The sequence below is a fragment of the Streptomyces sp. NPDC111516 genome (genome assembly GCF_055635345.1).
The window spans coordinates 337,756-363,610 of sequence record NZ_JBVKBV010000002.1 but is presented as its reverse complement, the minus strand read 5'-3'; the positions used below and the strand labels follow the sequence as shown (position 1 = coordinate 363,610).

Sequence of the window (25,855 nt, the reverse complement as noted above, 5' to 3'; positions counted from 1 at the left end):
CGCCATCTCTTCTTGGGCCGTACGTTCCAGACACGCGGGCGCGCCGGGGGCGGTCGGTCCCCGCCCCCGGCGCGTGCGATCAGCTCTTCTGCGAGAGACGCTTGTTGATCTCGGCCTCGACCGCCTTGGCGGCGTCCTCGGTGCTCTTGCCGTTCAGAACCGCGGTCATGTAGCTCTTGATCGGATTCGGATCGTTCTCGACAGCGGCCCACTCGGGGATGAGCGGGGTGGTGCCACCGACGGCGGCGGCCGGGGCCGCGGCCTCGGCGGCGCCGTTGCCGGTCAGGTTGGAGTTGAGCGACTCCTTGTTCGGAATGACGCCGTTCTCCTTGGCCAGCTGGCCCTCGAACTGGTCGGACAGGGCGAGCTTCAGGAACTCCTTGGCGAGGTCCTGCTTCTTGCTGCCCGCGGCGACCGCGAAGTTGGAGCCGCCGAGGAAGACGCCCTCGGGCTTGTCGGCGGTCTCACCCGGGATGGTGAAGTAGCCGATGTCGCTCTCGATCTTCTTGTTGGCGGCAATGGCCGTACCGGCCTCCCAGCCCATGCCGATGAAGGCGCCGACGTTGCCCTTGGCGAAGACCTCGGCCTGCTGCGGGGTGGCCTCGTCCTTGTCCTTGGGGGCCTTGGAGTAGGACTGGTACTTCTTGTAGAGGTCCATGGCCGCGGTGACCTTGGGGTCGGAGAGGTTGGAGACGTACTTGTCGCCTTCCTTCTTCACCAGGTCCGCGCCCTGACCGATGGTCAGGCCGTCGAAGAAGTACCAGTTCTGACCGGGCAGGTAGATCGGCTCGGCCTTGCCCTTCTTCTTGATGGCGTCGAGGTCCTTGAAGAACTCGTCACGCGTCTTCGGGGTGTCCTTGATGCCGGCGTCGGCCCAGACCTTCTTGTTGTAGATGACGACGCGGTTGGCGAAGTACCAGGGAGCTGCGTACTGCTTGCCGTCGAAGACGGAGGACTTGTTGAGGGACTCGGTCCAGTCGCCGCCGATCTCCTTCTTGAGGTCGCTGAGGTCGGCGAGGCCACCGGTGGCCGCGTAGGCGGGGGTCTGGGTGTTGCCGACCTCGATGACGTCCGGCGGGGTCGACTCGGAGAGCGCCGTGGTGATCCGCTGCTGAATGCCGTTCCACTTCTGGGTCTCGAACTTCAGCGTGGCGCCGGTCTTCTTCTCGAAGGCCGCGGTCAGGTCCTTGGTCCAGCCGGGAGGCGTGGAGCCGTCCATGGCCCAGACGGTGAGGGTCTCACCCTTGTAGCTGTCCGGACCGGCCTTCTTACCGCTGTCGCTGCCGCCGTCGTCGGACCCGCACGCCACCAGGCCGATCATCATGCCCGCGACGCCGATCGCCGCGATGAGCTTGCGCTTCACGCCAAACCCTCCTCAGGGATACTGCAACCCCGCCCACCGCGAAGACATTCGACGAGTACTGCTGGGGCTGGACCTGGTCTTTAATGGTTTAGACCAGCACCGGGAGCTTGGCCTAGACCTTTATGGGTGTCAAGGGTGTATAAGAAGTGCACTCGTGTCCGTTATAGGACCGACACCTAAGGGAGGGCGACGACCCGTGACCGGACCGTGCCACCATGTGAGCCGCGACAGACGGAGGAGCCGGTGACGGCAGCAACGCAGCAGTCGGGAAGGCGGGCCATGAGTGCCGACGGGGGCAGTACGGAGAACGAGACGGGCGCGACCACACGGACGGCGCGCGTCCCGAAGTACTACCGGCTGAAGCGTCATCTCCTGGAGATGACGGACACCATGCCGCCAGGCACTCCCGTACCGCCCGAACGGACCCTGGCGGCCGAGTTCGACACCTCACGCACCACCGTGCGCCAGGCACTCCAGGAACTGGTCGTCGAGGGCCGGCTGGAGCGCATCCAGGGCAAGGGGACCTTCGTCGCCAAGCCGAAGGTCTCCCAGGCCCTCCAGCTCACCTCGTACACCGAGGACATGCGCGCCCAGGGACTCGAGCCGACCTCCCAGCTGCTGGACATCGGCTACGTCACGGCCGACGACACGCTCGCCGGGCTGCTCGACATCACGACCGGCGGCCGCGTACTGCGGATCGAGCGCCTCCGGCTCGCCAGCGGTGAGCCGATGGCGATCGAGACCACGCACCTGTCGGCCAAACGCTTCCCGGCGCTGCGCCGTTCGCTGGTGAAGTACACGTCTCTCTACACCGCGCTCGCCGAGGTGTACGACGTCAGGCTGGCCGAGGCCGAGGAGACCATCGAGACGTCGCTCGCCACACCGCGCGAGGCCGGGCTGCTCGGTACGGATGTCGGCCTTCCGATGCTGATGCTTTCGCGGCATTCGCTGGACGGGCGGGGCGAGCCGGTGGAGTGGGTGCGCTCGGTCTACCGCGGCGACCGGTACAAGTTCGTGGCCCGCCTGAAGCGGCCGACGGACTGAACCCGCCACGACGACCGGCTGCTTCCGGTCACCGCACCCCGTACGCACAGCCGCGTCGGCCCCCGTGGAATCCGCCACTCCACGGGGGCCGTTCGCAACTTGTTCCGGACCAATTCTCGTACGTTTGACAACATTCCGAACATTTGAGCCCGCTTACGAGACTGTTGCCAGACCGCAATGCGGACGGGGGGTGACGGTGACCGGAAGCCTCCCCTAGATTTCCTGCGCATTACACCAGGTGAACAGCGAGGGGACGGAGTCGCCGCATGCCAGCAGGCCCAGAAGGAAAACCACCGACCGTCACACCGGTGCGGGTGGTCATCGCCCTCTGTCTCATCGCGCCGTTCGTGGCGATGCTCTGGGTGAGTTCGTACGCGAAGGTGGACCCCACCTTCATCGGCATCCCGTTCTTCTACTGGTACCAGATGCTCTGGGTGCTGATCTCCACCGCGCTCACCATGATCGCGTACAAGCTGTGGCAGCGTGACCAGCGCGCCCGCAAGGGGGGTGCGTCGGCATGAAGGACGGCGTGAACGGCGTCGCGCTCGGCGTCTTCATCTTCTTCTTCCTGGCCGTCACGGTCATGGGCTTCCTGGCCGCGCGCTGGCGGAAGGCCGAGAACGACGCCAGTCTCGACGAATGGGGCCTGGGCGGACGGTCGTTCGGCACCTGGGTCACCTGGTTCCTGCTCGGCGGCGACCTGTACACCGCGTACACCTTTGTCGCCGTGCCCGCGGCGATCTACGCGGCGGGCGCGGCCGGCTTCTTCGCCGTGCCGTACACGATCCTCGTGTACCCGCTGATCTTCACCTTCCTGCCGCGGCTCTGGTCGGTCTCGCACAAGCACGGCTACGTGACCACCTCGGACTTCGTCCGCGGGCGCTTCGGCTCGAAGGGGCTGTCGCTGGCGGTCGCCATCACGGGCATCCTCGCCACGATGCCGTACATCGCGCTCCAACTCGTCGGCATCCAGGCGGTGCTGGACGTGATGGGCGTCGGCGGTGGCGAGAACACCCACTGGTTCATCAAGGACCTGCCGCTGCTGATCGCGTTCGCGGTGCTCGCCGCGTACACCTACTCGTCCGGTCTGCGGGCGCCCGCGCTGATCGCGTTCGTCAAGGACGGGCTGATCTATCTGGTCATCGCGGTGGCGATCATCTACATCCCGATCAAGCTGGGCGGATTCCACGACATCTTCGCCAAGGCGGGCGAGGCGTTCTCGCAGACCAACCCGGCGACCGGCAAGCCGCGCGGCGCGCTGGCGCCGGGCGAGGCGGGTCAATGGGGATACGCCACCCTGGCGTTGGGCTCGGCGCTGGCGCTGTTCATGTATCCGCACTCGATCACCGCGACGCTCTCCAGCCGCAGCCGCAATGTGATCCGGCGCAACACCACGATCCTGCCGCTGTACTCTCTGATGCTCGGCCTGCTGGCGCTGCTCGGCTTCATGGCGATCGCCGCCGGAATCAAGGTCGACAACGGGCAGTTGGCCATCCCGCAGTTGTTCGAGAACATGTTCCCGGACTGGTTCGCGGGCGTCGCGTTCGCGGCCATCGGCATCGGCGCGCTGGTGCCCGCAGCGATCATGTCGATCGCCGCGGCGAACCTCTTCACCCGCAACATCTATAAGGACTTCCTGAAGCCGGACGCGACCCCGGAGCAGGAGACCAAGGTCTCCAAGCTGGTGTCGCTGCTGGTGAAGGTCGGCGCGCTCGCTTTCGTCCTCACCATGGACAAGACGGTCGCGATCAACTTCCAGCTGCTCGGCGGGATCTGGATCCTCCAGACGATGCCGGCCCTGGTCGGCGGCCTGTTCACCCGCTGGTTCCACCGCTGGGCGCTGCTCGCGGGCTGGGCGGTCGGCATGGTGTACGGGACGGTGGCCGCGTACGGCGTCGCCAGCCCGACCCAGGCGCACTTCGGCGGGTCGTCCAAGGAGATCCCGGGCATCGGCGAGATCGGCTACATCGGCCTGACCGCGTTCGTGCTGAACGCGGTGGTGACGGTGGTGCTCACCTTCGTCCTGAACGCCGTGAAGGCGCCCGCCGGGGTCGACGAGACCTCGCCGGCCGACTACACGGCCGACGCGGGCGACCGTGGCGTCCAGGTGGAACTCCCGCCGGCCACGGCTGGGGCACCGGGCGGCGGCCACTGACGGCCGCTCCCACAGCCGTACGACGGCCCGTCGAGCCCCTTCCAACGGGGCGCGACGGGCCGTCCGTGCGCTCAGCAACGGGCCGTACGCGCGTCCCGAGTTCCGTTACGCGACACAACATGTGGGGGCTGTCTCATCCGGCGGCCCCCACATGTATGCTCATGCTCGCTGTCGCCGCAGGGGAATCCGGTGCGAATCCGGAACTGTCCCGCAACGGTGTGTTCGGTGCGCTTTTGCGCACCCCCGAGTAAGTCCGAGGACCTGCCGACAGTGCATCCGGCTCGACCGAACCGGATGCCAGACGTCCGGGCCTCGCGGTTGGGCCGGTGGACGCCGTACGGAGTGCTGCCCCGGCCCGGGCCCGCCTCTGCCCGGCTGCCCCGTTCCCCGCCGGCCCCGAGCCGAGCGAGGGAGAGCACCACGTGACCATCGCGCCAGCCGATCCGGCTTCAGCCGCCGTGTCCGAAGTGGCCGAGTCCGAGGCAACCGCACACGACGGACCGAGGACCGCACTGCTGCGGACCCTGACCGACCTCACCGTCGATCTGCCCGACACCGACCCCGGTCGGGTCGCCGCCGCCGCGCTGCGCGGCCGCAGCGCCCGGGCGGACGAGGCCGAGCTGCGCGCGCTGGCCACCGAGGCCGCCGCGGGGCTGATCTCCGAGGACCCTGCCTACTCCCGGCTCGCCGCCCGGCTGTTGACCCTCGCCATCGCCGACGAGGCGGCCGGCCAGGGCGCAGTCTCCTTCTCCGCCTCGGTCGCCGTCGGGCACCGCGAGGGCCTGATCGCGGACCGCACCGCCGAGTTCGTCGCGCTGCACGCGGCCGCCCTCGACGCGCTGGTGGAGCGTTCGCTCGCCGACGGCGCCGACGACCGCTTCGGCTACTTCGGGCTGCGGACCCTGCACAGCCGCTATCTGCTCCGCCACCCGCACACCCGCCAGGTCATCGAGACGCCCCAGCACTTCATGCTGCGGGTCGCCTCCGGGCTCGCCGAGAACGACTCGGAACGGGCCCTGGACGAAGTCGCGGCGCTGTACGGGCTGATGAGCCGGCTCGACTATCTGCCGTCCTCGCCGACCCTGTTCAACTCCGGCACCCGGCACCCGCAGATGTCCTCCTGCTACCTGCTGGACTCCCCGCTCGACGAGCTCGACTCGATCTACGACCGCTACCACCAGGTGGCGCGGCTCTCGAAGCACGCGGGCGGCATCGGTCTCTCGTACTCCCGCATCCGCGCCCGCGGTTCGCTGATCCGTGGCACCAACGGGCACTCCAACGGCATCGTGCCGTTCCTGAAGACGCTCGACGCCTCCGTCGCCGCGGTCAACCAGGGCGGCCGTCGCAAGGGCGCCGCCGCCGTCTATCTGGAGACCTGGCACGCGGACATCGAGGAGTTCCTGGAGCTGCGCGACAACACGGGCGAGGACCAGCGGCGTACGCACAACCTCAACCTGGCGCACTGGATCCCGGACGAGTTCATGCGCCGGGTCGACGCGGACGGTGACTGGTCGCTGTTCTCGCCCGCGGACGTGCCCGAGCTGGTCGACCTGTGGGGCGACGAGTTCGACGCCGCGTACCGGGCCGCCGAGGCCAAGGGGCTGGCCCGCAAGTCGATGCCGGCCCGTGAGCTGTACGGCCGGATGATGCGGACCCTGGCGCAGACCGGCCAGGGCTGGATGACGTTCAAGGACGCCTCCAACCGCACCGCGAACCAGACCGCCGAGCCGGGCCGCGTCGTCCACTCGTCAAATCTGTGCACCGAGATCCTCGAAGTCACCGACGACGGCGAGACGGCCGTCTGCAACCTGGGTTCGGTCAACCTCGGCGCGTTCGTCGCCGACGGCTCCATCGACTGGGAGCGGCTGGACGCCACCGTCCGTACCGCCGTGACCTTCCTCGACCGGGTCGTCGACATCAACTTCTACCCGACCGAGCAGGCCGGCCGCTCCAACGCGAAGTGGCGCCCCGTCGGCCTCGGGGCCATGGGTCTGCAGGACGTCTTCTTCCAGCTGCGGCTGCCGTTCGACTCCCCCGAGGCCCGCGCGCTCTCCACGCAGATCTCCGAGCGGATCATGCTCGCGGCGTACGAGGCGTCCTGCGATCTCGCCGAGCGGTCGGGCCCGCTGCCGGCCTGGTCCGAGACCCGGGCCGCGCGCGGTGTGCTGCACCCCGACCACTACGACACCGAGCTGCACTGGCCGGAGCGCTGGGACGCGCTGCGCGCCCGGGTCGCGAAGACGGGGATGCGCAACTCGCTGCTGCTCGCCATCGCGCCGACGGCGACGATCGCCTCGATCGCGGGTGTGTACGAGTGCATCGAGCCGCAGGTCTCCAACCTCTTCAAGCGCGAGACGCTCAGCGGTGAGTTCCTCCAGGTCAACGCGTATCTGGTGGAGGAGCTGAAACAGCTCGGCGTGTGGGACGCGCGGACCCGTGAGGCGCTGCGCGAGGCGAGCGGGTCCGTGCAGGGCTTCGCCTGGATCCCGGCGGACGTGCGGGCGCTGTACCGCACGGCGTGGGAGATCCCGCAGCGCGGACTGATCGACATGGCGGCGGCCCGTACCCCGTTCCTCGATCAGAGCCAGTCGCTGAACCTGTTCATGGAGACGCCGACGATCGGCAAGCTCTCCTCGATGTACGCGTATGCATGGAAGCGGGGGCTGAAGACGACGTACTACCTGCGCTCGCGTCCGGCGACCCGGATCGCCCGCGCCGCCTCCGGCCGGACCGCGGCCGCGGCTCCCATTCCCGTACAGCAGGCATCGGCGCCCGACGCCGACGCGATCGCCTGCTCCCTCGAAAACCCCGAGTCCTGCGAGGCCTGTCAGTAATGAGCTCCACCGACTCCGAGAAGACCGCGCGTGACAAGAACCTGCTCGACCCGGGCTTCGAACTGACGCTGCGGCCCATGCGCTACCCGGACTTCTACGAGCGCTACCGCGACGCGATCAAGAACACCTGGACGGTGGAGGAGGTCGATCTGCACTCCGACGTCGCCGATTTGGCCAAGCTGTCCCCCGGCGAACAGCACATGATCGGCCGGCTCGTCGCGTTCTTCGCGACGGGTGACTCGATCGTCTCCAACAACCTCGTGCTGACGCTGTACAAGCACATCAACTCCCCCGAGGCGCGGCTGTATCTCTCCCGGCAGCTCTTCGAGGAGGCCGTGCACGTCCAGTTCTATCTGACGCTGCTGGACACCTATCTGCCCGATCCGGACGACCGTGCCGCCGCGTTCGACGCGGTCGAGGAGATTCCGTCCATCCGCGAGAAGGCGCGGTTCTGCTTCAAGTGGATGGATTCGGTCGAGAAGATCGAGCGCCTTGAGACGAAGGCGGACCGCCGTCGCTTCCTGCTGAACCTGATCTGCTTCGCGGCGTGCATCGAGGGGCTGTTCTTCTACGGCGCGTTCGCGTACGTCTACTGGTTCCGCTCGCGGGGTCTGCTGCACGGTCTCGCCACGGGCACCAACTGGGTGTTCCGTGACGAGACGATGCACATGAACTTCGCGTTCGAGGTCGTGGACACCGTCCGCAAGGAGGAGCCGGACCTCTTCGACGACGAGCTCCAGCAGCAGGTCGCCGACATGCTGAAGGAGGCCGTGGCGGCCGAGCTGCAATTCGGCCGCGATCTGTGCGGTGACGGTCTGCCGGGCATGAACACGGAGTCGATGCGGCAGTACCTGGAGTGCGTGGCCGACCAGCGGCTCACCCGGCTGGGCTTCCCGGCGGTCTACGGCTCCGAGAACCCGTTCTCGTTCATGGAGTTGCAGGGCGTGCAGGAGCTGACGAACTTCTTCGAACGCCGGCCGTCGGCGTACCAGGTGGCGGTGGAAGGCTCGGTCGCCTTCGACGACGACTTCTAGATCCTGGCCCGGCTTCTGAGGCAGAGGCGCCGCGCAGCCGTCACCGGCTGTGCGGCGCCCGCCGTTTCCGGGGCGCGTCCCCCGGGCCCACCCAGCGGCGGCGGCAGCGGCCGAATGCTCAGTCGTTCGGCACGATCTCGTAGCGCGGCGTGTTCTCCGCCATCTGCCGCAGCGCGTCCTTGCGGTCCCGCTTCGAGAGCCGGTCGATGTACAGGTATCCGTACAGGTGGTCCGTCTCGTGCTGGAGGCAGCGGGCGAAGTAGCCGTTGCCCCGCACCTTGACCGGGTTGCCCTTGGCGTCCTGGCCGCGGACCACGGCGTAGTCCGGGCGGGCCAGCGAGGCGTACGCAGTCGGGACGGAGAGACAGCCCTCGTTGGAGTCGTCCAGGACCCGGTCCTCCGGGGCCAGCTCCTCCAGCACGGGGTTGCAGACGGCGCCCACGTGCCGCACACCGTCGTCGTCCGGGCAGTCGTAGACGAAGACCTTCAGGTCGACGCCGATCTGGTTGGCGGCCAGGCCCACGCCCTCCGCCGTCCGCTGGCTCGCGAACATGTCGTCGATCAGCCGGCCCAACTCGTCGTCGAACTCGGTGACGTCCTTGCACTCCTTGTGCAGCACCGGGTTGCCCACGACCGTGATCGGACGGGAGGTGCCGCGCTCGCGATACGCCGCCTCGCGCGCCTCACAGTCCTCCGTGTCCACGACGAAACCCTCGTCGTCGACCCTGATCTGCTCGTCCGTCTCCTGCTGCGCCATGTCCGCCGTACGCCTTCCTCAAACCTGAAACCCGGGGCATCCGAAGGTCCGGGTCCCGGGCACCCGTGCACCGCGATCGGTGCCCGTACAGCCTACGGGCACCGGTCAGCAGACTTCTTCGAGATCCCGCCACTCACGGCTCTCCGGGCTGTCCGCGACCCAGCCGTCCAGCAGTCCGCGCACCAGCCCGGCCGGTGCCGCTATCCCGCACTCGCGCTCGGGCACCCACAGCTCACCGGCGGTGCGGTGACCCAGCGGGCCCGGATGCCCCGGCTCGCTGTGGTCGTGCGGATCGAGGTGCTCGCCGTCGCCCTCGTCGCTCTCCATCCGGCTCTCCGAGCAGGCCCGGCAGAGCAACCGCACGGAGGACGACCAGTCCTCGGCGGCGAACCCGGCATCGGACGCCAGCTGCTCCAGCGCGTCCCGGTCCGCCTCGGTCGCCGCTTCGAGCAGCACCACCCAGGTGGGTACGGGGGACGGCGCCCACAGTTCGATCTCGTCGAAGACGGGGTACGAGGGACCGGCCGCGGTGACCCGCTCACCGTGCGGCACCCCGTCGTGCAGGACGACCTCGCCCCAGCGGCGGCCGGACGACGGCAGCGGGATGGAGAGCACTTCCATCCGGGCCGGATCGAGCCTGCGCCCCCAGACCACCTCGGCCTCGCCCTCCGGCGACAGCCGTACCGCGGCGCTGCCCAGCTCCATGCCGACGGGCTCGCTGTTGGCCGCCGAGATGTGCTGGCCGGTGCCCGGCACCTTCAGGCCGTACGCCTGCCAGGCGCGGCGCGCCAGCGGCCAGTCCTGCAGTGCGGTGGCGGCGATCCCGACGTTCCACCAGTCGGGCGCGCCGGATTCCTTGTCGAGCAGCGCGACGGCTCTGAGGCCGGCGGCTCTCGCCTGTTCCCAGTCATGCCGGAATTTGTGCAGCAGCGCAAGGTTGAACCATGACTCGGAGAGCCAGGGTTCCAGGTCCGCCGCACGTGTCAGCAGCGCGCCCGCGTCCTCGTACCGGCCGTCGCCGATCAGCGTGAACGCGCGGTCCGTGGCCTGCCGCCAAGAGGCGGAGGGCCGATGCCGTACCTTCCCGAAGATCCTCACGATTCCCGCCTGTCCCGACTGGACACCCTCGTTTTCCGCTCTTCTTCGCATCCAACCATGCCGGGCCGGACGCCCGCTCATTACCCATGGGTTACCCGGGCAGGACGGGGGTCGGACCGCCCCGGGCCAGGACTCGGGCCAGTGATTCCACGACTTCGGGCTGGTAGTCGTGACCGGTCCCGAGCCTGAGTTGTTCCAGCGCACCCAGCGGCCCGATGAGACCTTCCCCGCAGAGGTCGTCGTATGCGTTGACGGCCCTGACGATCCTGGCGGACAGCGGCTGCTCACGGTAGGGGTCGGCCTGCCGCTCCACCACGACCGCGACCTCGGCGTCCACCCCGGTCTGCCGCACCACGGCCCCGCCGAGCAGCGCGATCCGGCGTTGCTCGGCGGCGGGGAGAGCGGCCGTCGCACCGTCCTGGACCGGGTCGACGAGGGAGAGCTGGCCGATGTCGTGCATCAGGGCCGCGTACTCCAGCACGGTCAGCTCGCTCCCGGAAAGTCCCAGTTCACGGCCGACGGCGGTGCAGAGCGTCGCGACCCTGCGGGCGTGCCCGGGCGGGGTGTACCCGGCGATCTCGGTGGACCGGGCGAGCGAGGTGATCGTCTGCCGGTAGGTGGTGCGCACGGCGACGAACCGGCGGAACGAGACCTGGGTCAGCAAAAGCGGTACGCACAGCACGGGCAGCGCCCACAGGCCGGCGACGGCGACCCCGAGGGCCATCACGACCCCGGTCGCGCAGACCGCCGAGCCGATGCCGATGAGCGCGCGCAGTTCGTCGCGGAGCAGCGGCCCGTACGGATGGCCGGTGCGCGAGCGCAGCAGCAGGGCGGCGAGCACGGCGTCGCACAGCGCGGTCAGGGCGAGGAGCAGGAGCATGAAGACCACGTAGTACGGGCCTTCGCCGATCCGGTCCGGAATGCGGCCGGAGTTGTACAGCGGCTGGAAGCACGCGGCGGCGAAGGTGACGGTCAGGATGCGGCGGGCCACCCGGTCGGGCGCGGGTCCGCTGCCACGCGCCACCTGGGGGACGCAGGCGACGAGCTGCGCCGCGGCCAGGACGGCGATCACCTGGAGGACGCCGTGGCTGGTGGGCACGCCGCCGCTGCGGCCGAGAAGGGCGTACGCGAGTGCGCCGGCGGCCCCGAGGGGTGCGGGCTCGCGCTCGCCGGGCAGCGCGCCCCAGCGGGCCAGTTCACCGATGGTGATCAGCGCCCCGAAGGCGAGGGCGTGGCCGGGTTCGTGGACGCCGTCCCAGAGAGTGTGGCCGAGCCCGGCGGCGGCGAGCACGGCGGCGGCGCCATGGACGGCGAGGGCGGCGGGGGGCAGCGCCGTCCGCCGTCCTCGGGCGGCCCGGGTCATCGGAGACGGTCCGCGGACGGCTGCGGGCCCGGGGCGACCTGGTCGAGCCCATCGGCCGGAGCCGCGCGGCCGGGCGCCCCCTCCCGCCGGGGCCGCAAAATCGCCTCGTCCGCCGTGACCACCGTCGTCGCCGCCGACCAGCCGTGCCGGTCCAGCGCCCGCACCAGCGCCCGCACCATCCGCGGATCGAACTGCGTGCCCGCGCACCGCTTCAGCTCCTCCAGCGCCACGGGCACCGGCCGCCCCCGCCGGTACGACCGGGTCGACGTCATCGCGTCGAAGGCGTCCGCCACCGCGACGACCCGGGCGTACTCGGGGATCTCCTGCCCGCTGAGCCCGTACGGGTAGCCGCTGCCGTCGAGCCGTTCGTGGTGGTGCAGGATCGCGGCCCGTGCCTCGCCGAGGAAGCCGATGCCCCGGACGATCTCGTGCCCGTACTCCGGATGCAGTTCGATCACCCGCCGTTCCTCCGGGGTGAGCGGTCCGTCCTTGCGGAGCACCCGGGTCGGGACGCCGAGCTTGCCGACGTCGTGCAGGATCCCGGCGAACCGGAGGACCTCCAGGCGACCCTGGTCCATGCCCAGTTCGCGGGCGATGAGGACGGAGGCCTGACCGACCCGTTCGCTGTGACCGCGGGTGTACGTGTCCTTGATGTCGACAGCCTGTACCAGGGCCCTGATGGTGGCGCGGTGGGCGGCGTGCTCGCGGTGGTACTGGGCGAAGACCCAGCAGGAGATGTACATCGGCAGCAGGACGATGAGCGCGGACAGCGGCCCGTACGGGCCGCGCCACAGGACGGCCATCATCAGCCCGGCGAGTCCGTGCACCAGATGCGGTCCCAGCGAGCGGGTCGGCAGTCCGCTCCAGGCGCGCCGGACGGGCAGCCGTTCGGCGGCGACCAGGATCGAGCCGTCCAGCGCGGTCAGGACGAGGCTGAACGCCAGGGCGGCGGCGCAGGCGGGCAGCACGGCGTACGGGAGGTCGGGGAGCCGCCCGGATCCACTGCCTGCGACGCCGAGCGTGGCGGTCCCGCCGAGCAGACCGTGGACGGACGAAGCCGCCCGGACGGTGACGGCGAGCTGCGCCGCCCGCCAGACACGCCGTGCGGTCGCGGGCGAGGTCTCCACCCGGCCGGCCAGCGAGCCGGGTATCGCGACCAGGGCGGCCGCGGCGGGCGGCAGCAGAAAGGCGGCGGCCAGCAGCAGCGGAAAGAACGAACCGGCACGGATCGGCACGGAGCTGCCGAAGAAGGGGCAGCGCCCGGGGAGTTCGCAGACCAGATAGAGGCCGGCGAGCAGTGTGACGGTGGCCCACGGGGTCCCGGCGCCGGGGCGCAGCGCGGGGAGCACACAGAACAGGGCACCGACCGCGGCCGCCAGGATGTACGCGCGCGCCGCCCCCCGTGTGGCTCTCACCCGCCCCGCCCGCCTCCCCACGTGCTCAATGGAGGCGCCACGCTAGCGAGTTGGGCGTCCGACCGGCGGTCAACGAGCCCGATTAGCACCTTCGGGTGATGTGGCGGAGAGCGGTTGATACGGGGGCGCCACTACGCGTGGCGCCCGCCGGGCATCACTCCTTGGCGGCGGTCGGCTGACCGGACTCCGACGCCGTCACGTCCTGCTCGGGCACCGCCTGCCCCGAGCGGATCAGGTCGATCCGGCCCATCACCTTGGAACGCAGATCACTCGGCACGTCGTCCTGGCCGCAGCAGCGCTTCACCAGCTTCTTCACGGCCTGTTCCAGACCGTACTTCTCCAGGCACGGGGAGCACTCCTCGAAGTGCACCTCGAACTTGGTGCAGTCGCTGTCGGGCATCTCGTGGTCGAGAAACTCATACAGATGATCGAGGACCTCTGAGCAGTCCGTCTCGTGCGGCTCTCCGCAGCTCATGAGCCCGAGCCTTTCCGATCGTCCGACTCTCCGGCACCGGCCGGGACGAGCCCGCGCTCACGGGCGTAGTCCTCCAGCATGCCGCGCAGTTGGCGGCGGCCCCGGTGCAGTCGGGACATCACCGTACCGATAGGAGTCCCCATGATGTCCGCGATCTCCTTGTACGCAAAGCCCTCTACGTCGGCGAGATACACGGCGATGCGGAACTCTTCGGGGATCGCCTGCAGAGCGGACTTCACATCCGAGTCGGGCAGGTGGTCGAGCGCCTGCGACTCGGCGGAGCGCAGACCGGTCGACATGTGCGACTCGGCACGCGCCAGCTGCCAGTCCTCGATCTCCTCGGCGGCGCTGCGCTGGGGTTCGCGCTGCTTCTTGCGGTACGAGTTGATGAACGTGTTGGTGAGGATGCGGTACATCCACGCCTTGAGGTTCGTGCCCTCGCGGAACTGGTGGAAGGAGCCGTACGCCTTGGCATAGGTCTCCTGGACCAGGTCCTCGGCGTCCGCGGGGTTGCGCGTCATGCGCAGCGCCGCCGAGTACATCTGGTCGAGGAAACCGAGAGCGTCCCGCTCGAAGCGCGCGTTGCGCTGGGCGGTCGTCTCCTGCGCGCGGCCGTCGTCGGTCCCTGTGTCGGTCCCAGTGACCGGACCCACCTCCTCCAACGCTGTGGCGGAGCCGAAACCGGACCCGCTCGAATCGGAGAATAGTCGACCTTGCTTCGAGGCGGGCTGTCGATCCGATCCGCTCAGTGCCCGCTCGGAAGTGGTCTTGGCCGCATGCAGGACCGTCCACTCCAGGTCAGCGGCGTTCGAGCGACGCGGGCAGATGGTCGAACCCATGCGACGGACTCCCTCTCCACATACGACGTTGATGTACCGATGACACCCACAACAGTGGCCCCTGGCCCAACATTCCCGGGGGGCGTCAGAGGTGCGTCACGCGAGGGCGGACAGCCATCCGGTCACGGCGGTGGTCAGGATCTCCATGGCCCGGTCCTCGGTCAGGCCGGACTTCTTCGGTACGGCGAACCCGTGGTCGGCGTATGGCACCTCGGTGAGCTCGTACTCCCCCGGAGGGAATTCGGCGGGCCGACCGAACGGGTCGTTGCCACCCTGGACGACGAGCGTGGGTACGCCGGACCCGAGGAGCTCGTCCTTGCGGGACTTCTCCGGCTTTCCCGGTGGGTGCAGCGGGAAGCTGAGCGCGAGGACGGCGTGGGCGCCGAGCTCCGTCGCCGTCCGGCAGGCCACCCGCGCCCCGGCGCTGCGCCCTCCCGCGACGACGGGCAGCCCCACGGCGGTCAGCGCGGGCCACAGGCCCCGCCACCCGGCGTCCAGGGTCTTCGGGGCGGGCGCGACCTTCTTGCCGGCGACCCGCCACGGCTGCTCCACCAGGGCGACGGTCACCGCGTGGGCGGGCAGCGCGGCGGCCAGGGCCCGGAGGTCACGGGTCTCGACGCCGCCGCCCGCGCCGTGGCTGACGGCGAGCACCAGCCGGGCACTCGTGTATTCGGCGGACGTGGCACTGTTCGACGTCTTCGCGGGCAGCCAGGTGATCCTGGCCGGCCCGGCCTCGGTGTCGACCGTCTCGGTCTCACGCTCACGGTCTGTCTCTGTGGTACTCACGAGCCCCATCCTTCCCGGTGAGCGGTCAGAAGAGCGTGCTCGCCTCCGGCGCGGCCAGCTCCTCCAGCAGTTCGGGGCCGTTGTTGCGGACGTTGCTGACGGCCGTGGCGACCGGGTAGGCCCGCATCAGCCCGCCCGGCGGCGGCGCGAGCAGCCCCTTCAGCTCCTCGATGTCGGTGCGCGACGGGTCGAGCCAGGCGTCCCACCGGTCCGGGGTCAGCATCAGCGGCATCCGGGGGTGGATGTCGGCGAGCGTGGCCGGACCCTCGGCGGGGGCGACGGCGAGCGGGGTGGTCTCCGCCTCGGTCGTGATCACCGAGCAGGTCACCCACCAGGCCATCGGGTGGTCGTCCGGCAGGGTCCGGTCGCGCCAGAACTCGTACAGCCCGGCCATCGCGAAGACGGATCCGTCGGCGGGTGTCACGAAGTAGGGCTGCTTACGGGGCCGCTTCTTCTTCCTTTTCTCCTCCAACTGCCGCTCATCGGCGCCGGTGACCCACTCGTAGTAGCCGTCGGCGGGCAGGATGCAGCGCCGGGAGACGAAGGGGCGCCGGAAGGACGGCTTCTCGTGGACGGTCTCCGCACGGGCGTTGATCATGCGTGCGGCGCCCTCGGGAGACTTCGCCCAGGACGGCACGAGCCCCCATTTCAGGGCACGCAACTGGCGAACCGGACGCTGATCGTCTGCGTCTTTCAATGGACGTTCCAGTACGGCGTAGACCTCCTTGGTCGGCGCCACGTTCCAATCGGGCGCCAGAGTCTCCGCCGGTTCCCACTTCTCGACCTGGAAGAGTCCGGTCAGGTCCTCGGGCCGCCGACTCGCTGCATACCGTCCGCACATAAGTGCCAGACTGCCACGACCGTCACGACAGCAGCACGCCGATACCGCAAGGAGCCGCCCCCACCATGGACAGCACCGATCTGGGCAACCTGTGGGACCGCGTCTTCGGCACCCAGCCCCTCCCCGAACAATGGCTGGTGGTGGTGACCGGCACGCTCGCACTGATCGCCGTCGTACCGAATTTCATATGGCGGCTGACCCGCAACACGATCACCATCGCGCACGAGGGGGGCCACGGGCTGATCGCGCTGTGCACCGGGCGGCAGCTGTCCGGCATCCGGCTGCACTCGGACACCAGCGGGCTGACGGTCAGCCGCGGCAGGCCGACCGGCATCGGGATGATCCTGACCGCGGCGGCGGGCTACACCGCCCCGCCGCTGCTGGGCCTGGGCGGGGCGTGGCTGCTGGTCAACGGCAGGATCACGCTGTTCCTGTGGCTGGCCACCGCGCTGCTCGCGGTGATGCTGGTGATGATCCGCAATGTGTACGGGGCGCTGGCGGTGATCTTCACCGGATCGGCCTTCCTGCTGGTGTCCTGGCTGGCCTCGCCGGCCGTGCAGTCGCTGTTCGCGTACACCGTGGTGTGGTTCCTGCTGCTCGGCGGCGTACGCCCGGCCTTCGAGCTCCAGTCGAAACGGCGGCACGGCGGTGCGCCGGACTCGGACGCGGACCAGCTGTCGCGGCTGACGGACGTACCGGCCGCGCTCTGGCTGTTCCTCTTCCACGCGGTGTCGCTCTGCTCGCTGATCGGCGGCGGGCGCTGGCTGCTGGGCATGTGAGCGCCGGTTGCGGGGGCCGGTGCGGCCCGGCAAGCCATACCACGCTTGCGTTACACCCCGATTTCATCCCATCTGATCGAGATTCGGGTTTGCGGTGAACCACTAAAGTGAGGTCCATGACCGAAAGTTCCGTGCACCCCGCCCTCTGGCCCGCCCCTTATGCGAGTGGAGCCGTCGACGCGACCGTCATCGTGCCCGGATCGAAATCGGTCACCAATCGCGCGCTCGTCCTCGCCGCTCTCGCCGCCGAGCCCGGCTGGCTGCGCCGCCCGCTGCGCTCCCGCGACACCCTGCTGATGGCCGAGGCGCTCCGCGCAATGGGCGTCGGCATCGAGGAGACGGTGTCGTCCAGCTCCTCCGTCGCGGGCGCCCCGGACAGCTCCGGCGAAGCATGGCGGGTCATCCCGGCGGGACTGCACGGCCCCACCACGATCGATGTCGGCAACGCCGGGACGGTCATGCGCTTCCTGCCGCCGGTCGCGGCCCTCGCCGACGGCCCGGTCCACTTCGACGGCGACCCCCGTTCGTACGAGCGCCCGCTGACCGGTGTGATCGACGCGCTGCGGGTGCTCGGCGCCCGGATCGACGACGACGGACGCGGCTCGCTCCCGATGACCGTGCACGGCGGCGGTGCGCTGGACGGCGGAGCAGTGGCGATCGACGCCTCCTCGTCCTCCCAGTTCGTCTCGGCGCTGCTCCTGTCGGCGCCGCGCTACAACCAGGGCGTGGAGGTGCGCCACACCGGCGCCAGGCTCCCCTCCATGCCGCACATCCGGATGACCGTCGACATGCTGCGGGCCGTCGGCGCCCAGGTCGACGAGCCGGAGACGGGCGGCGAGCCGAACGTCTGGCGGGTCTCCCACTCCGCCCTGCTCGGCCGTGATCTGACCGTCGAGCCCGATCTCTCCAACGCCCAGCCGTTCCTCGCGGCCGCGCTGGTCACCGGCGGCCGGGTCACCATCCCCGACTGGCCCGAGCGCACCACCCAGCCGGGCGACGCGCTGCGGGAGATCTTCACCGCGATGGGTGGCAGCTGCGAGCTGACCGAGCACGGGCTCACCTTCACCGGTTCGGGCCGGGTCCACGGCATCGACGTCGACCTCGGCGAGGTCGGCGAGCTCACTCCGGGCATCGCGGCGGTCGCGGCCCTCGCCGACGGCCCGTCCACCCTGAGCGGCGTCGCCCACCTGCGGCTGCACGAGACCGACCGGCTCGCCGCGCTCACCAAGGAGATCAACGATCTCGGCGGCGACGTCACCGAGACCGCCGACGGCCTCCACATCCGCCCGCGACCGCTGCACGGCGGTACCTTCCATACGTACGACGACCACCGGATGGCCACCGCGGGGTCGATCATCGGCCTTGCCGTCCCCGGAGTGGAGATCGAGAACGTGGCGACAACTGCCAAGACCCTGCCGGACTTCCCGCAGATGTGGACCGGAATGCTCGGGGCCTGAGATGCGCCGCTACGGCAAGAACCCCGACGAGGACGACATCCGGACCCGCCCCAACCCGAAGGGCAACCGTCCTCGTACGCGCACCCGCCCGAAGCACGAGGACGCCGAGGAAGGCATGGTCCTCACCGTCGACCGCGGCCGCCTCACCTGCCTCGTCGACGGTCGTACGGTCATGGCGATGAAGGCCCGCGAGCTGGGCCGGAAGGCCGCCGTGGTGGGTGACAGCGTCTCCCTCGTCGGCGATCTGTCCGGCGCCAAGGACACCCTCGCCCGCATCGTCCGCATCGGTGAGCGCCGGTCGGTGCTGCGTCGGACCGCGGACGACGACGATCCGTTCGAGCGGGTGGTCGTCGCCAACGCCGACCAGCTGGCGATCGTCACCGCGCTGGCCGATCCGGAACCCCGCCCGCGGATGATCGACCGCTGTCTGGTCGCCGCGTACGACGGCGGACTCTCCCCGCTTCTCGTGCTCACCAAGTCCGACCTCGCCTCCCCGGACAAGCTGCTGGAGGCGTACACCCCGCTGGGCGTCCCGTTCATCGTCACCAGCCGCGAGGAGCTGGAGAACGGCGACGCAGCGGCGCGGGTCCGCGAGCAACTGAACGACCGGGTCACCGCCTTCGTCGGGCACTCCGGCGTCGGAAAGACGACGCTGGTCAACGCGCTCGTGCCGAAGGACCGACGGCGTACGACGGGCGTCGTCAACGCGGTCACCGGCCGGGGCCGGCACACCACCACATCGGCGCTGGCGCTCCCCCTGCCCGACTACCGCGGCTGGGTGATCGACACCCCCGGTGTGCGCTCCTTCGGGCTCAACCACATCGACCCGTCCCGGGTGATCCACGCGTTCCCGGACCTGGAGCCCGGCACCGAGGAGTGCCCGCGCGGCTGCACCCACGACGGCCAGGAACCGGAATGCGCCCTGGACGCCTGGGTGGCGGACGGCCACGCCGATCCGGCGCGGCTGGACTCGCTGCGGCGGCTGCTCTCCACCCGGGAGCGACGCGAAGGCGACTGACCCGGGCACGTTTGCCATCCGCTGCCACTGGTAAGTGCATAATCACAGCCAGCGAGGCAAGGCAGTCACCGACGTGGGAGGGCACTGACGATGGCGTGGCTGCTGGTCGTGGTCGCGGGGCTGCTGGAGACCGGCTTCGCCGTCTGTCTGAAGCTCTCGCACGGGTTCACCCGGCTCTGGCCGACCATCGCGTTCTGCGTCTTCGCCCTCGGCAGCTTCGGTCTGCTGACGCTGTCGCTGAAGAAACTCGACGTGGGGCCCGCCTACGCCGTGTGGACGGGCATCGGCGCCGCGGGTACCGCGATCTACGGCATGGTCTTCCTCGACGACGTGGTCTCCACCCTCAAGCTGGTCTCGATCTCCCTGGTGATCGTCGGTGTGATCGGGCTGCAGCTCTCGGGCTCGTCCCACTGACCTCGGTCTCAGGCCCTGGGCCCGACCGGCGTTCACCCGGCGGCCAGCCGATCCACCAGCTCGCGCACCAGAGGCGCCGTCTCCCCCTCCGCCCCCGTCCCGGCCTCCGCCTCCGGGAGGGCCGGCACCATCGCGTAGCTGAGTGCCAGCCGGAGCGCGATCTCGCAGGTCGCGGCCAGTGACTCGAGGTCGGGTGGGGGCCGTCCCTCGTCGAGGGCGGCCACCGCGCGTTCCCGGACCTCGCCGAGCAGTTCGGCGGGCGTCGGCGTCCCGGCGTCGGCGCGCCGCTGAGCGGGCACGCGCGAGGCGGCCGGCATGGCTGGGCGTACGAGACGGGGTAATCGCTCGCCCCAGCAGCCCGTGAGCAATCCCCTGACCAGGGCGTTCGTGCGGATGGCGCGGACGGTCCAGGCGGCGGTGGCAGCCAGCCTGTCCCCCGTACCGCCCGCTGACCCCAGTGCCCGTTCGACACCGGTCAGATAGCCGTCGGCCGCGCTCCGGACGAGGGCGCGGGCCAGACCGTCCTTGCTGCCGAACTCGTTGTAGAGGGTCTGTCGGGAAACCCCGGCGGCGGACGCGACATCGACCATGCGCACCGCCGGCCAGGGCACGGTGGCAAGCGCCGTGAGGGCGGCGTCCAGCAATGCGTCTCGCGCCGTGGGCATCGTCGCCTCCCGCGCCAAGGGGCCTGCGTTCCAGGGTTGACGTGGCGCCGGGGACTGTCAATGGTCCGGGCCGCCGCGAGGTCCTGTGGCTCTGTTCACCCGCGGTCGATACTGTGACGGCATGCCCGATTACCACGATGATCTGCGCCTCGCCCATGTGCTGGCGGACGCCGCCGACGCGGCGACGATGGACCGGTTCAAGGCTCTGGACCTCAAGGTCGAGACCAAGCCGGACATGACGCCGGTGAGCGAGGCCGACAAGGCCGCCGAGGAACTGATCCGCGGTCACCTCCATCGGGCCCGCCCACGCGACGCGATCCTGGGCGAGGAGTTCGGGATCGAGGGCACCGGCCCGCGGCGCTGGGTCATCGACCCGATCGACGGCACCAAGAACTACGTGCGCGGAGTGCCGGTCTGGGCGACGCTGATCTCACTGATGGAAGCCGGTGAGGAGGGGTTCCAGCCGGTGGTGGGCGTGGTCTCGGCCCCCGCGCTGAACCGGCGCTGGTGGGCGGCGAAGGGCGCGGGCGCGTTCTCCGGCCGCAGCCTGACCTCCGCGACCCGGTTGCGGGCGTCGAAGGTGGAGCGGATCACGGACGCCTCGTTCGCGTACGCGTCGCTGAGCGGCTGGGAAGAGCAGGGCCGGCTCGACGGGTTCCTCGATCTGACCAGGGCCTGCTGGCGCACCCGCGGGTACGGGGATTTCTGGCCGTACATGATGGTCGCCGAGGGATCGGTCGACATCTGCGCGGAGCCGGAGCTCTCGCTCTGGGACATGGCCGCCAACGCGATCATCGTCCAGGAGGCGGGCGGGAAGTTCACCAGCCTGGACGGGGTGTCCGGCCCCGGTGGCGGCAATGCGGCAGCTTCGAACGGGCTGCTCCACCATGAACTGCTGGGCTATCTGAACCAGCGCTACTGATCGGGAACGCGCCCCCGAGGGGCGTCGCGCACCACCGCACGCCCCTCGGACACTCTCGTCCCCCCTTGTTCCCGTCCACCATCGATGCGACTCTGAGAGTCCCCCTGCTTGTGAATTTGTGAATCGACTCACACGGTCGTTTCACGAAGGAGGTGTCTCTCTTCATGCTCGTCCGTGACGCCATGAGCACGCTGGTCCTCACCATCGGACCCACCCATACGCTCCGCGAGGCCGCCAGGCTGATGTCGGTCCGGCACGTCGGAGCCGCGGTCGTTCTCGACCGGGACACCAGCGGGCTCGGCATTCTCACCGAGCGCGACATTCTCAACGCGGTCGGCTCGGGCCGGAATCCCGACGTCGAGACCGCCTCCGCCCACACCACCACCGACGTGGTCTTCGCCGCGCCCACCTGGACCCTGACAGAGGCCGCGGAGGCCATGACGCACGGCGGGTTCCGCCACCTGATCGTGCTGGACGACCACGGGCCCGTCGGCATCGTCTCGGTCCGTGACATCCTGCGCTGCTGGACGCCCGCCAAGCGCCGCCCTCACTCGGAACTTGTCGGCTGACCCGTGAACGACCGGTGGGCCGGCCCCTCCGAAGAGGGAACCGGCCCACCACCGACGACAGGCGTCCTTGTCAGCCGCGCAGGGCCTGGACCGCGGCCTCCAGACGCTTGCCGAAGTCGCCGTCCGCCTGGCGGAAGTTGTTGATCGCGCGCTCGGCGATGTCATCGCGCGACACCTTGGCGATGAATCCGGCGAGGTTGTCGATCAGCCGGGCCTTCTCGTCCTCGGAGTAGAGCCGGTAGAGGTTTCCGGCCTGCACGAAGTCGTTGTCCTCCGCGTGGCTCGGGGCCTCGTGCGTACCGATCTCGCCCGCGACCGGGGTGGGCCCCCACAGCGGCCGGTCCGTCTGGGCCGGGCCGCCGAAGCTGTTCGGCTCGTAGTTCTTCGCACCCTTGTGACGGCCGTCGTACAGGTAGCCGTCACGGCTGTTGGTGCGCGCCTCGGTGGCGTGCGGACGGTTCACCGGCAGGTGGTCGGCGTTGATGCCGACGCGGTAGCGGTGGGCGTCACCGTAAGCGAAGAGGCGGCCCTGGAGCATCTTGTCGGGCGACGGACCGATGCCCGGCACGAAGTGCGCGGGGCTGAAGATCGACTGCTCGACCTCGGCGAAGATGTTCTCCGGGTTGCGGTTGAGCTCCAGCTTCCCGATCTCGATCGGCGGGTAGTCCGCGTGCGGCCACACCTTGGTGAGGTCGAACGGGTTGAAGCGGTACGTGGCCGCCTCGGCCGCCGGCATGATCTGGACCTGCACCGTCCAGGACGGGAAGTCGCCGCGCTCGATCGCCTCGCGCAGGTCGCGCTGGTGGCTGTCGGGGTCCTCGCCGGCGAGCTTGTTGGCCTCGTCCTGGGTGAGGTTCTTGATGCCCTGGTCGGTCTTGAAGTGGTACTTGACCCAGAAGACCTCGCCGGCCTCGTTGTTCCACTGGTACGTGTGCGAGCCGTACCCGTTCATGTGACGCAGCGTGGCCGGAATGCCGCGGTCGCCGAAGAGCCAGGTCACCTGGTGGGTGGACTCGGGGGACAGACCCCAGAAGTCCCAGACGTTGTCCGCCTCCTGCGAGCCGGTGTACGGGTCGCGCTTCTGGGTGTGGATGAAGTCCGGGAACTTGATGGCGTCCTTGATGAAGAACACCGGGGTGTTGTTGCCGACGAGGTCGTAGTTGCCCTCTTCGGTGTAGAACTTCAGCGCGAAGCCGCGGGGGTCACGCACCGCGTCGGCCGAGCCGAGGTTGCCCGCGACGGTCGAGAAGCGGAGGAACGTCTCGGTCTGCTTGCCGACCTCGGAGAGGAACTTCGCCCGCGTCCACTGCGAGACGTCGCGGGTCAGCGTGAACGTGCCGTACGCGCCGGCGCCACGGGCGTGCACGATGCGCTCCGGAATGCGCTCACGGTTGAAGTGCGCGAGCTTCTCCAGCAGCGACTGGTCCTGCACCAGCACGGGACCGCCGACGCCAGCGGTCTGACTGTTCTGGTTGTCGGCGACCGGCGCGCCGGCCTCCGTGGTGAGCGGTCCCTGCGTCACGTGCGCCTCCTGCGTCATTCCTGCACATTCGTCATGTCCTGCACAGCCTGTCCCTTGGCCTATGCCGATCCCGATCCTACAATGGACATTGTCCAAGTCAAGTGACCATCCAAAGTCACATCGGTTCGGGACCTGGTCCCCCCACTGTTAGGCTTGTGCTTATGAGTGACCTGCTGGAACGACTTCGCGGACGCGGCTGGCGCATGACCGCCCAGCGGCGCGTCGTGGCCGAGGTCCTCGACGGGGACCATGTGCACCTGACGGCGGACGAGGTCCATGCCCGCGCCGTTGCCAAGCTGCCCGAGATCTCCCGCGCCACCGTCTACAACACCCTGGGCGAGATGGTGACGCTCGGTGAGGTCATCGAGGTCTCCACGGATCGCCGGGCCAAGCGGTACGACCCGAACGCGCACCGCCCCCACCACCACCTCGTCTGCGCACGCTGCGGCACCATCCGCGACGTACACCCGGCCGGCGACCCGCTGGCGGATCTGCCGAGCGACGAGCGGTTCGGATTCACGGTCTCCAATGTCGAGGTGACCTACCGCGGCATCTGCCCGAACTGCGCCGCGACGAGCTGAGTCCTGCCACGGAAGGCCCCGGTGCGAGCACCGGGGCCTTCCGCATGAACACCCACAGGAGGTGACACCCACCCCCTGGCCCACCACGCGCGCACCCCCTTCCCGAATCTGATGGGTCGTCATATCGTCGACGGCGATCACGTCCGCCCCGCGGCGGATCCGCACCTCGATACGCGCGAGGAGAGACCCGTGGGAGATCCGCACCCGACCCCGCCCACAGCCCCGGCCCCGGCCCCTGGCCGGACTCCTGCTCCGGCTCCGGTCCCGGCGCCCGCCTCGGCCACCCGTCCCAAACTCCGCGCCGACGCGCTCACCCGCTCCTTCGGGCGCGGCGCCAAGGCCCGGCCCGCCCTCGGCCCCGTCGATCTCTCCGTCGCACCGGGCGAGTTCACCTGCCTCGTCGGCCCGTCCGGCTGCGGCAAGTCCACGCTGCTCAGGATCGCCGCCGGACTGCTCCGCCCCAGTTCCGGCGAGCTGTCCATCCGTACGGCATCGCCCCGCCCGGCGGCGATGATCTTCCAGGACTACGGGATCTACGACTGGAAGACCGTACTGGCCAACGTCCGGTTCGGCCTCGACATCCAACGCGTACCGCGCAAGGAGGCCGATGCCAGGGCACGCGACTGGCTCGCCCGGATGGGGCTCTCCGACTTCGCCGGGGCGTATCCGGCCACCCTCTCCGGTGGAATGCGGCAACGGGTCGCGATCGCCCGCGCCCTCGCCGTCGAACCCGAGATGCTGCTGATGGACGAGCCGTTCGCGGCGCTCGACGCCCAGCTGCGCACCATCCTCCAGGACGAGCTGCTCGACCTCACCCAGACCACCCGTACCACCACCCTCTTCATCACCCACAGCCTCGAAGAGGCGATCGTGCTCGGGGACCGGGTGCTGGTGATGTCCGCCAGACCGGGGCGGATCATCGCCGAGCGCCGCCCGCCGTTCGGCCGGCCACGCACCGGCGAGGTCCGGTCGACGCCCGAGTTCACCGCGTTGAAGAGCGAGTTGTGGGAGCTGCTGCGCGGCGAGGTGCGGAGGGAGGCGGTTCCGGCATGAGCACCACTGTGCACGCCGCGAAATCCGACGACGGGGTGCTGATCCGCAGGCCGGGCCCGCAGGAGCTGCGTCCGGTGCGCACCCACCGCAGGCGCCGCGCGCTGGAGATCGCGCTCGCCGTCGCCGTACCGCTGCTGCTCGTGCTGCTCTGGCAGCTGGCCGCGGCACAGTCCTGGATCGACGAACGGGTCTACCCCGCCCCCTCGACCATCCTGGCGGACGGCTGGGACCGGGCGGGGGCCGGTGAACTGTGGCCGGATGTGTGGGCCACGCTCAAGCGGGTCCTCGGCGGCTATGCGATCGGCACCGTCGCGGGATACGCGCTCGGGCTGCTGATGGGGTCGCTCTCCCTCGTGCGGGCGGCGCTGGAGCCGTTGCTCGACGCCCTGTACGTCGTACCGAAGCTGGCCCTGCTGCCGGTCTTCCTCAATATGTTCGGCCTCGGTGAGGGGCCGCAGATCGCTCTGGTCGCCGCGACGGTCTTCTTCTTCGTCTGGATCTCCACCATGGCGGCCGTGCTGGCCGTCCCGGTCGGCCACCGTGACGCCGGTCAGGTCTTCGGCGCCTCACCCTGGCAGATGTTCCGGCACGTGCTGCTCCCCGCGTCGCTGCCCGCGGTCCTGGTCGGGGCGCGGATCGCGGCGGGGGTGGCCGTACTGGTCATCGTCGCCTCCGAACAGATCGCGGCGGCCGACGGGCTGGGCCATCTGATCTTCGACTCCCGGGCGCTGTTCCAGAACGACGTGATGTTCGTCGGCATCGTCTGCGTGGCGGTTCTTGGCGTCGTCTTCTCCGAAGTGGTGCGGATCGCGGGGCGACTGCTCACCCCGTGGGCCCCCCGCGACCGCGGCCGCGGCCAGTCCTGAACAGC

At 69.8% G+C, this 25,855-nt stretch carries 25 protein-coding genes and 1 riboswitch; of the genes, 14 read left to right on the top strand and 11 right to left on the bottom strand.

Going from position 1 to position 25,855, the window contains the following annotated elements; all coding sequences use genetic code 11:
- Nucleotides 1-79: 79 nt before the first annotated feature.
- Complete coding sequence (locus ACZ7L9_RS07260; RefSeq protein ID WP_471413299.1) at nt 80-1,363, bottom strand: extracellular solute-binding protein; 1,284 nt, start codon at nt 1,361-1,363, stop codon at nt 80-82.
- 279 nt (nt 1,364-1,642) lie between these two features.
- Here ACZ7L9_RS07260 and ACZ7L9_RS07255 point away from each other — a divergent pair, with 279 nt between their 5' ends.
- The 5 genes from ACZ7L9_RS07255 (at nt 1,643) to ACZ7L9_RS07235 (ending at nt 8,430) form a co-directional block, all read left to right on the top strand.
- Nucleotides 1,643-2,407, top strand: a complete 765-nt coding sequence (locus ACZ7L9_RS07255) for a GntR family transcriptional regulator (protein ID WP_471413298.1) — start codon at nt 1,643-1,645, stop codon at nt 2,405-2,407.
- Between the two features lie 266 nt (nt 2,408-2,673).
- Nucleotides 2,674-2,928 carry a DUF3311 domain-containing protein gene (locus ACZ7L9_RS07250; protein ID WP_093900524.1) on the top strand — a complete coding sequence of 85 codons (255 nt, stop codon included), beginning with the start codon at nt 2,674-2,676 and terminating at the stop codon, nt 2,926-2,928.
- A complete protein-coding gene (gene mctP, locus ACZ7L9_RS07245; protein WP_471413295.1) occupies nt 2,925-4,562 on the top strand; it encodes a monocarboxylate uptake permease MctP in 1,638 nt (545 codons plus the stop codon). The genes ACZ7L9_RS07250 and mctP overlap by 4 nt, the downstream gene beginning before the upstream one ends.
- Before the next feature lie 155 nt (nt 4,563-4,717).
- Nucleotides 4,718-4,845, top strand: a riboswitch (cobalamin riboswitch).
- 139 nt (nt 4,846-4,984) lie between these two features.
- Nucleotides 4,985-7,396 carry a ribonucleoside-diphosphate reductase subunit alpha gene (locus tag ACZ7L9_RS07240; protein WP_471413294.1) on the top strand — a complete coding sequence of 804 codons (2,412 nt, stop codon included), beginning with the start codon at nt 4,985-4,987 and terminating at the stop codon, nt 7,394-7,396.
- On the top strand, nt 7,396-8,430 hold the full coding sequence (locus tag ACZ7L9_RS07235; protein WP_471413292.1) for a ribonucleotide-diphosphate reductase subunit beta: 1,035 nt from the start codon (nt 7,396-7,398) through the stop codon (nt 8,428-8,430). Before ACZ7L9_RS07240 ends, ACZ7L9_RS07235 begins: the two co-directional genes overlap by 1 nt.
- 118 nt (nt 8,431-8,548) lie before the next feature.
- Here ACZ7L9_RS07235 and def read toward each other — a convergent pair whose 3' ends face one another.
- From def to ACZ7L9_RS07195, 8 genes are all read right to left on the bottom strand, one after another.
- Nucleotides 8,549-9,187 (bottom strand): peptide deformylase, encoded by a 639-nt coding sequence (gene def, locus ACZ7L9_RS07230; RefSeq protein WP_471413291.1) that lies wholly within the window; start codon nt 9,185-9,187, stop codon nt 8,549-8,551.
- A 105-nt stretch (nt 9,188-9,292) separates the two neighbouring features.
- A complete protein-coding gene (locus ACZ7L9_RS07225; RefSeq protein ID WP_471413289.1) occupies nt 9,293-10,285 on the bottom strand; it encodes a tetratricopeptide repeat protein in 993 nt (330 codons plus the stop codon).
- A gap of 91 nt (nt 10,286-10,376) precedes the next feature.
- Nucleotides 10,377-11,648 carry an HD-GYP domain-containing protein gene (locus tag ACZ7L9_RS07220; RefSeq protein WP_471413287.1) on the bottom strand — a complete coding sequence of 424 codons (1,272 nt, stop codon included), beginning with the start codon at nt 11,646-11,648 and terminating at the stop codon, nt 10,377-10,379.
- The gene (locus tag ACZ7L9_RS07215; RefSeq protein ID WP_471413285.1) at nt 11,645-13,063 is read right to left on the bottom strand and encodes an HD-GYP domain-containing protein; all 1,419 of its coding nucleotides are present in this window, start codon (nt 13,061-13,063) and stop codon (nt 11,645-11,647) included. The genes ACZ7L9_RS07220 and ACZ7L9_RS07215 overlap by 4 nt, the downstream gene beginning before the upstream one ends.
- A gap of 154 nt (nt 13,064-13,217) precedes the next feature.
- Nucleotides 13,218-13,538, bottom strand: a complete 321-nt coding sequence (gene rsrA / locus ACZ7L9_RS07210; RefSeq protein WP_362200685.1) for a mycothiol system anti-sigma-R factor — start codon at nt 13,536-13,538, stop codon at nt 13,218-13,220.
- Nucleotides 13,535-14,191: a sigma-70 family RNA polymerase sigma factor gene (locus ACZ7L9_RS07205; protein WP_471413283.1), complete on the bottom strand. Its 657-nt coding sequence runs from the start codon at nt 14,189-14,191 to the stop codon at nt 13,535-13,537. Before ACZ7L9_RS07205 ends, rsrA begins: the two co-directional genes overlap by 4 nt.
- A 282-nt stretch (nt 14,192-14,473) precedes the next feature.
- Entirely contained in the window at nt 14,474-15,172 is a 699-nt protein-coding gene (locus tag ACZ7L9_RS07200; protein WP_471413281.1) for an alpha/beta hydrolase family protein, read from the bottom strand.
- A 16-nt stretch (nt 15,173-15,188) separates the two neighbouring features.
- On the bottom strand, nt 15,189-16,004 hold the full coding sequence (locus ACZ7L9_RS07195; protein WP_471413279.1) for an SOS response-associated peptidase: 816 nt from the start codon (nt 16,002-16,004) through the stop codon (nt 15,189-15,191).
- Nucleotides 16,005-16,069: 65 nt separating this feature from the next.
- Here ACZ7L9_RS07195 and ACZ7L9_RS07190 point away from each other — a divergent pair, with 65 nt between their 5' ends.
- The 4 genes from ACZ7L9_RS07190 (at nt 16,070) to ACZ7L9_RS07175 (ending at nt 19,672) form a co-directional block, all read left to right on the top strand.
- Nucleotides 16,070-16,783 (top strand): M50 family metallopeptidase, encoded by a 714-nt coding sequence (locus ACZ7L9_RS07190; protein WP_389983132.1) that lies wholly within the window; start codon nt 16,070-16,072, stop codon nt 16,781-16,783.
- A 116-nt stretch (nt 16,784-16,899) separates the two neighbouring features.
- The gene (gene aroA, locus ACZ7L9_RS07185; protein WP_471413277.1) at nt 16,900-18,240 is read left to right on the top strand and encodes a 3-phosphoshikimate 1-carboxyvinyltransferase; all 1,341 of its coding nucleotides are present in this window, start codon (nt 16,900-16,902) and stop codon (nt 18,238-18,240) included.
- Nucleotide 18,241: 1 nt separating this feature from the next.
- Complete coding sequence (gene rsgA, locus ACZ7L9_RS07180) at nt 18,242-19,258, top strand: ribosome small subunit-dependent GTPase A (RefSeq protein WP_471413276.1); 1,017 nt, start codon at nt 18,242-18,244, stop codon at nt 19,256-19,258.
- A 90-nt stretch (nt 19,259-19,348) separates the two neighbouring features.
- A complete protein-coding gene (locus tag ACZ7L9_RS07175; protein WP_145803350.1) occupies nt 19,349-19,672 on the top strand; it encodes a DMT family transporter in 324 nt (107 codons plus the stop codon).
- A 32-nt stretch (nt 19,673-19,704) separates the two neighbouring features.
- Here ACZ7L9_RS07175 and ACZ7L9_RS07170 read toward each other — a convergent pair whose 3' ends face one another.
- On the bottom strand, nt 19,705-20,337 hold the full coding sequence (locus ACZ7L9_RS07170) for a TetR/AcrR family transcriptional regulator (RefSeq protein ID WP_471413274.1): 633 nt from the start codon (nt 20,335-20,337) through the stop codon (nt 19,705-19,707).
- A 121-nt stretch (nt 20,338-20,458) separates the two neighbouring features.
- Between ACZ7L9_RS07170 and hisN the strand changes: the two genes are divergently transcribed.
- Both hisN and ACZ7L9_RS07160 read left to right on the top strand, forming a co-directional pair.
- On the top strand, nt 20,459-21,259 hold the full coding sequence (hisN, locus tag ACZ7L9_RS07165) for a histidinol-phosphatase (protein WP_471413273.1): 801 nt from the start codon (nt 20,459-20,461) through the stop codon (nt 21,257-21,259).
- A gap of 164 nt (nt 21,260-21,423) precedes the next feature.
- On the top strand, nt 21,424-21,828 hold the full coding sequence (locus ACZ7L9_RS07160) for a CBS domain-containing protein (protein WP_471413271.1): 405 nt from the start codon (nt 21,424-21,426) through the stop codon (nt 21,826-21,828).
- Between the two features lie 70 nt (nt 21,829-21,898).
- Here ACZ7L9_RS07160 and ACZ7L9_RS07155 read toward each other — a convergent pair whose 3' ends face one another.
- Nucleotides 21,899-23,368 carry a catalase gene (locus ACZ7L9_RS07155; protein ID WP_471413269.1) on the bottom strand — a complete coding sequence of 490 codons (1,470 nt, stop codon included), beginning with the start codon at nt 23,366-23,368 and terminating at the stop codon, nt 21,899-21,901.
- Between the two features lie 143 nt (nt 23,369-23,511).
- Between ACZ7L9_RS07155 and ACZ7L9_RS07150 the strand changes: the two genes are divergently transcribed.
- The 3 genes from ACZ7L9_RS07150 to ACZ7L9_RS07140 all read left to right on the top strand — a co-directional run bounded on the left by ACZ7L9_RS07150 (nt 23,512) and on the right by ACZ7L9_RS07140 (nt 25,850).
- Entirely contained in the window at nt 23,512-23,931 is a 420-nt protein-coding gene (locus ACZ7L9_RS07150) for a Fur family transcriptional regulator (protein ID WP_266748423.1), read from the top strand.
- Nucleotides 23,932-24,120: 189 nt separating this feature from the next.
- Entirely contained in the window at nt 24,121-24,984 is an 864-nt protein-coding gene (locus tag ACZ7L9_RS07145) for an ABC transporter ATP-binding protein (RefSeq protein WP_471413267.1), read from the top strand.
- Nucleotides 24,981-25,850: an ABC transporter permease gene (locus ACZ7L9_RS07140; protein ID WP_471413265.1), complete on the top strand. Its 870-nt coding sequence runs from the start codon at nt 24,981-24,983 to the stop codon at nt 25,848-25,850. Before ACZ7L9_RS07145 ends, ACZ7L9_RS07140 begins: the two co-directional genes overlap by 4 nt.
- Nucleotides 25,851-25,855 lie beyond the last annotated feature (5 nt).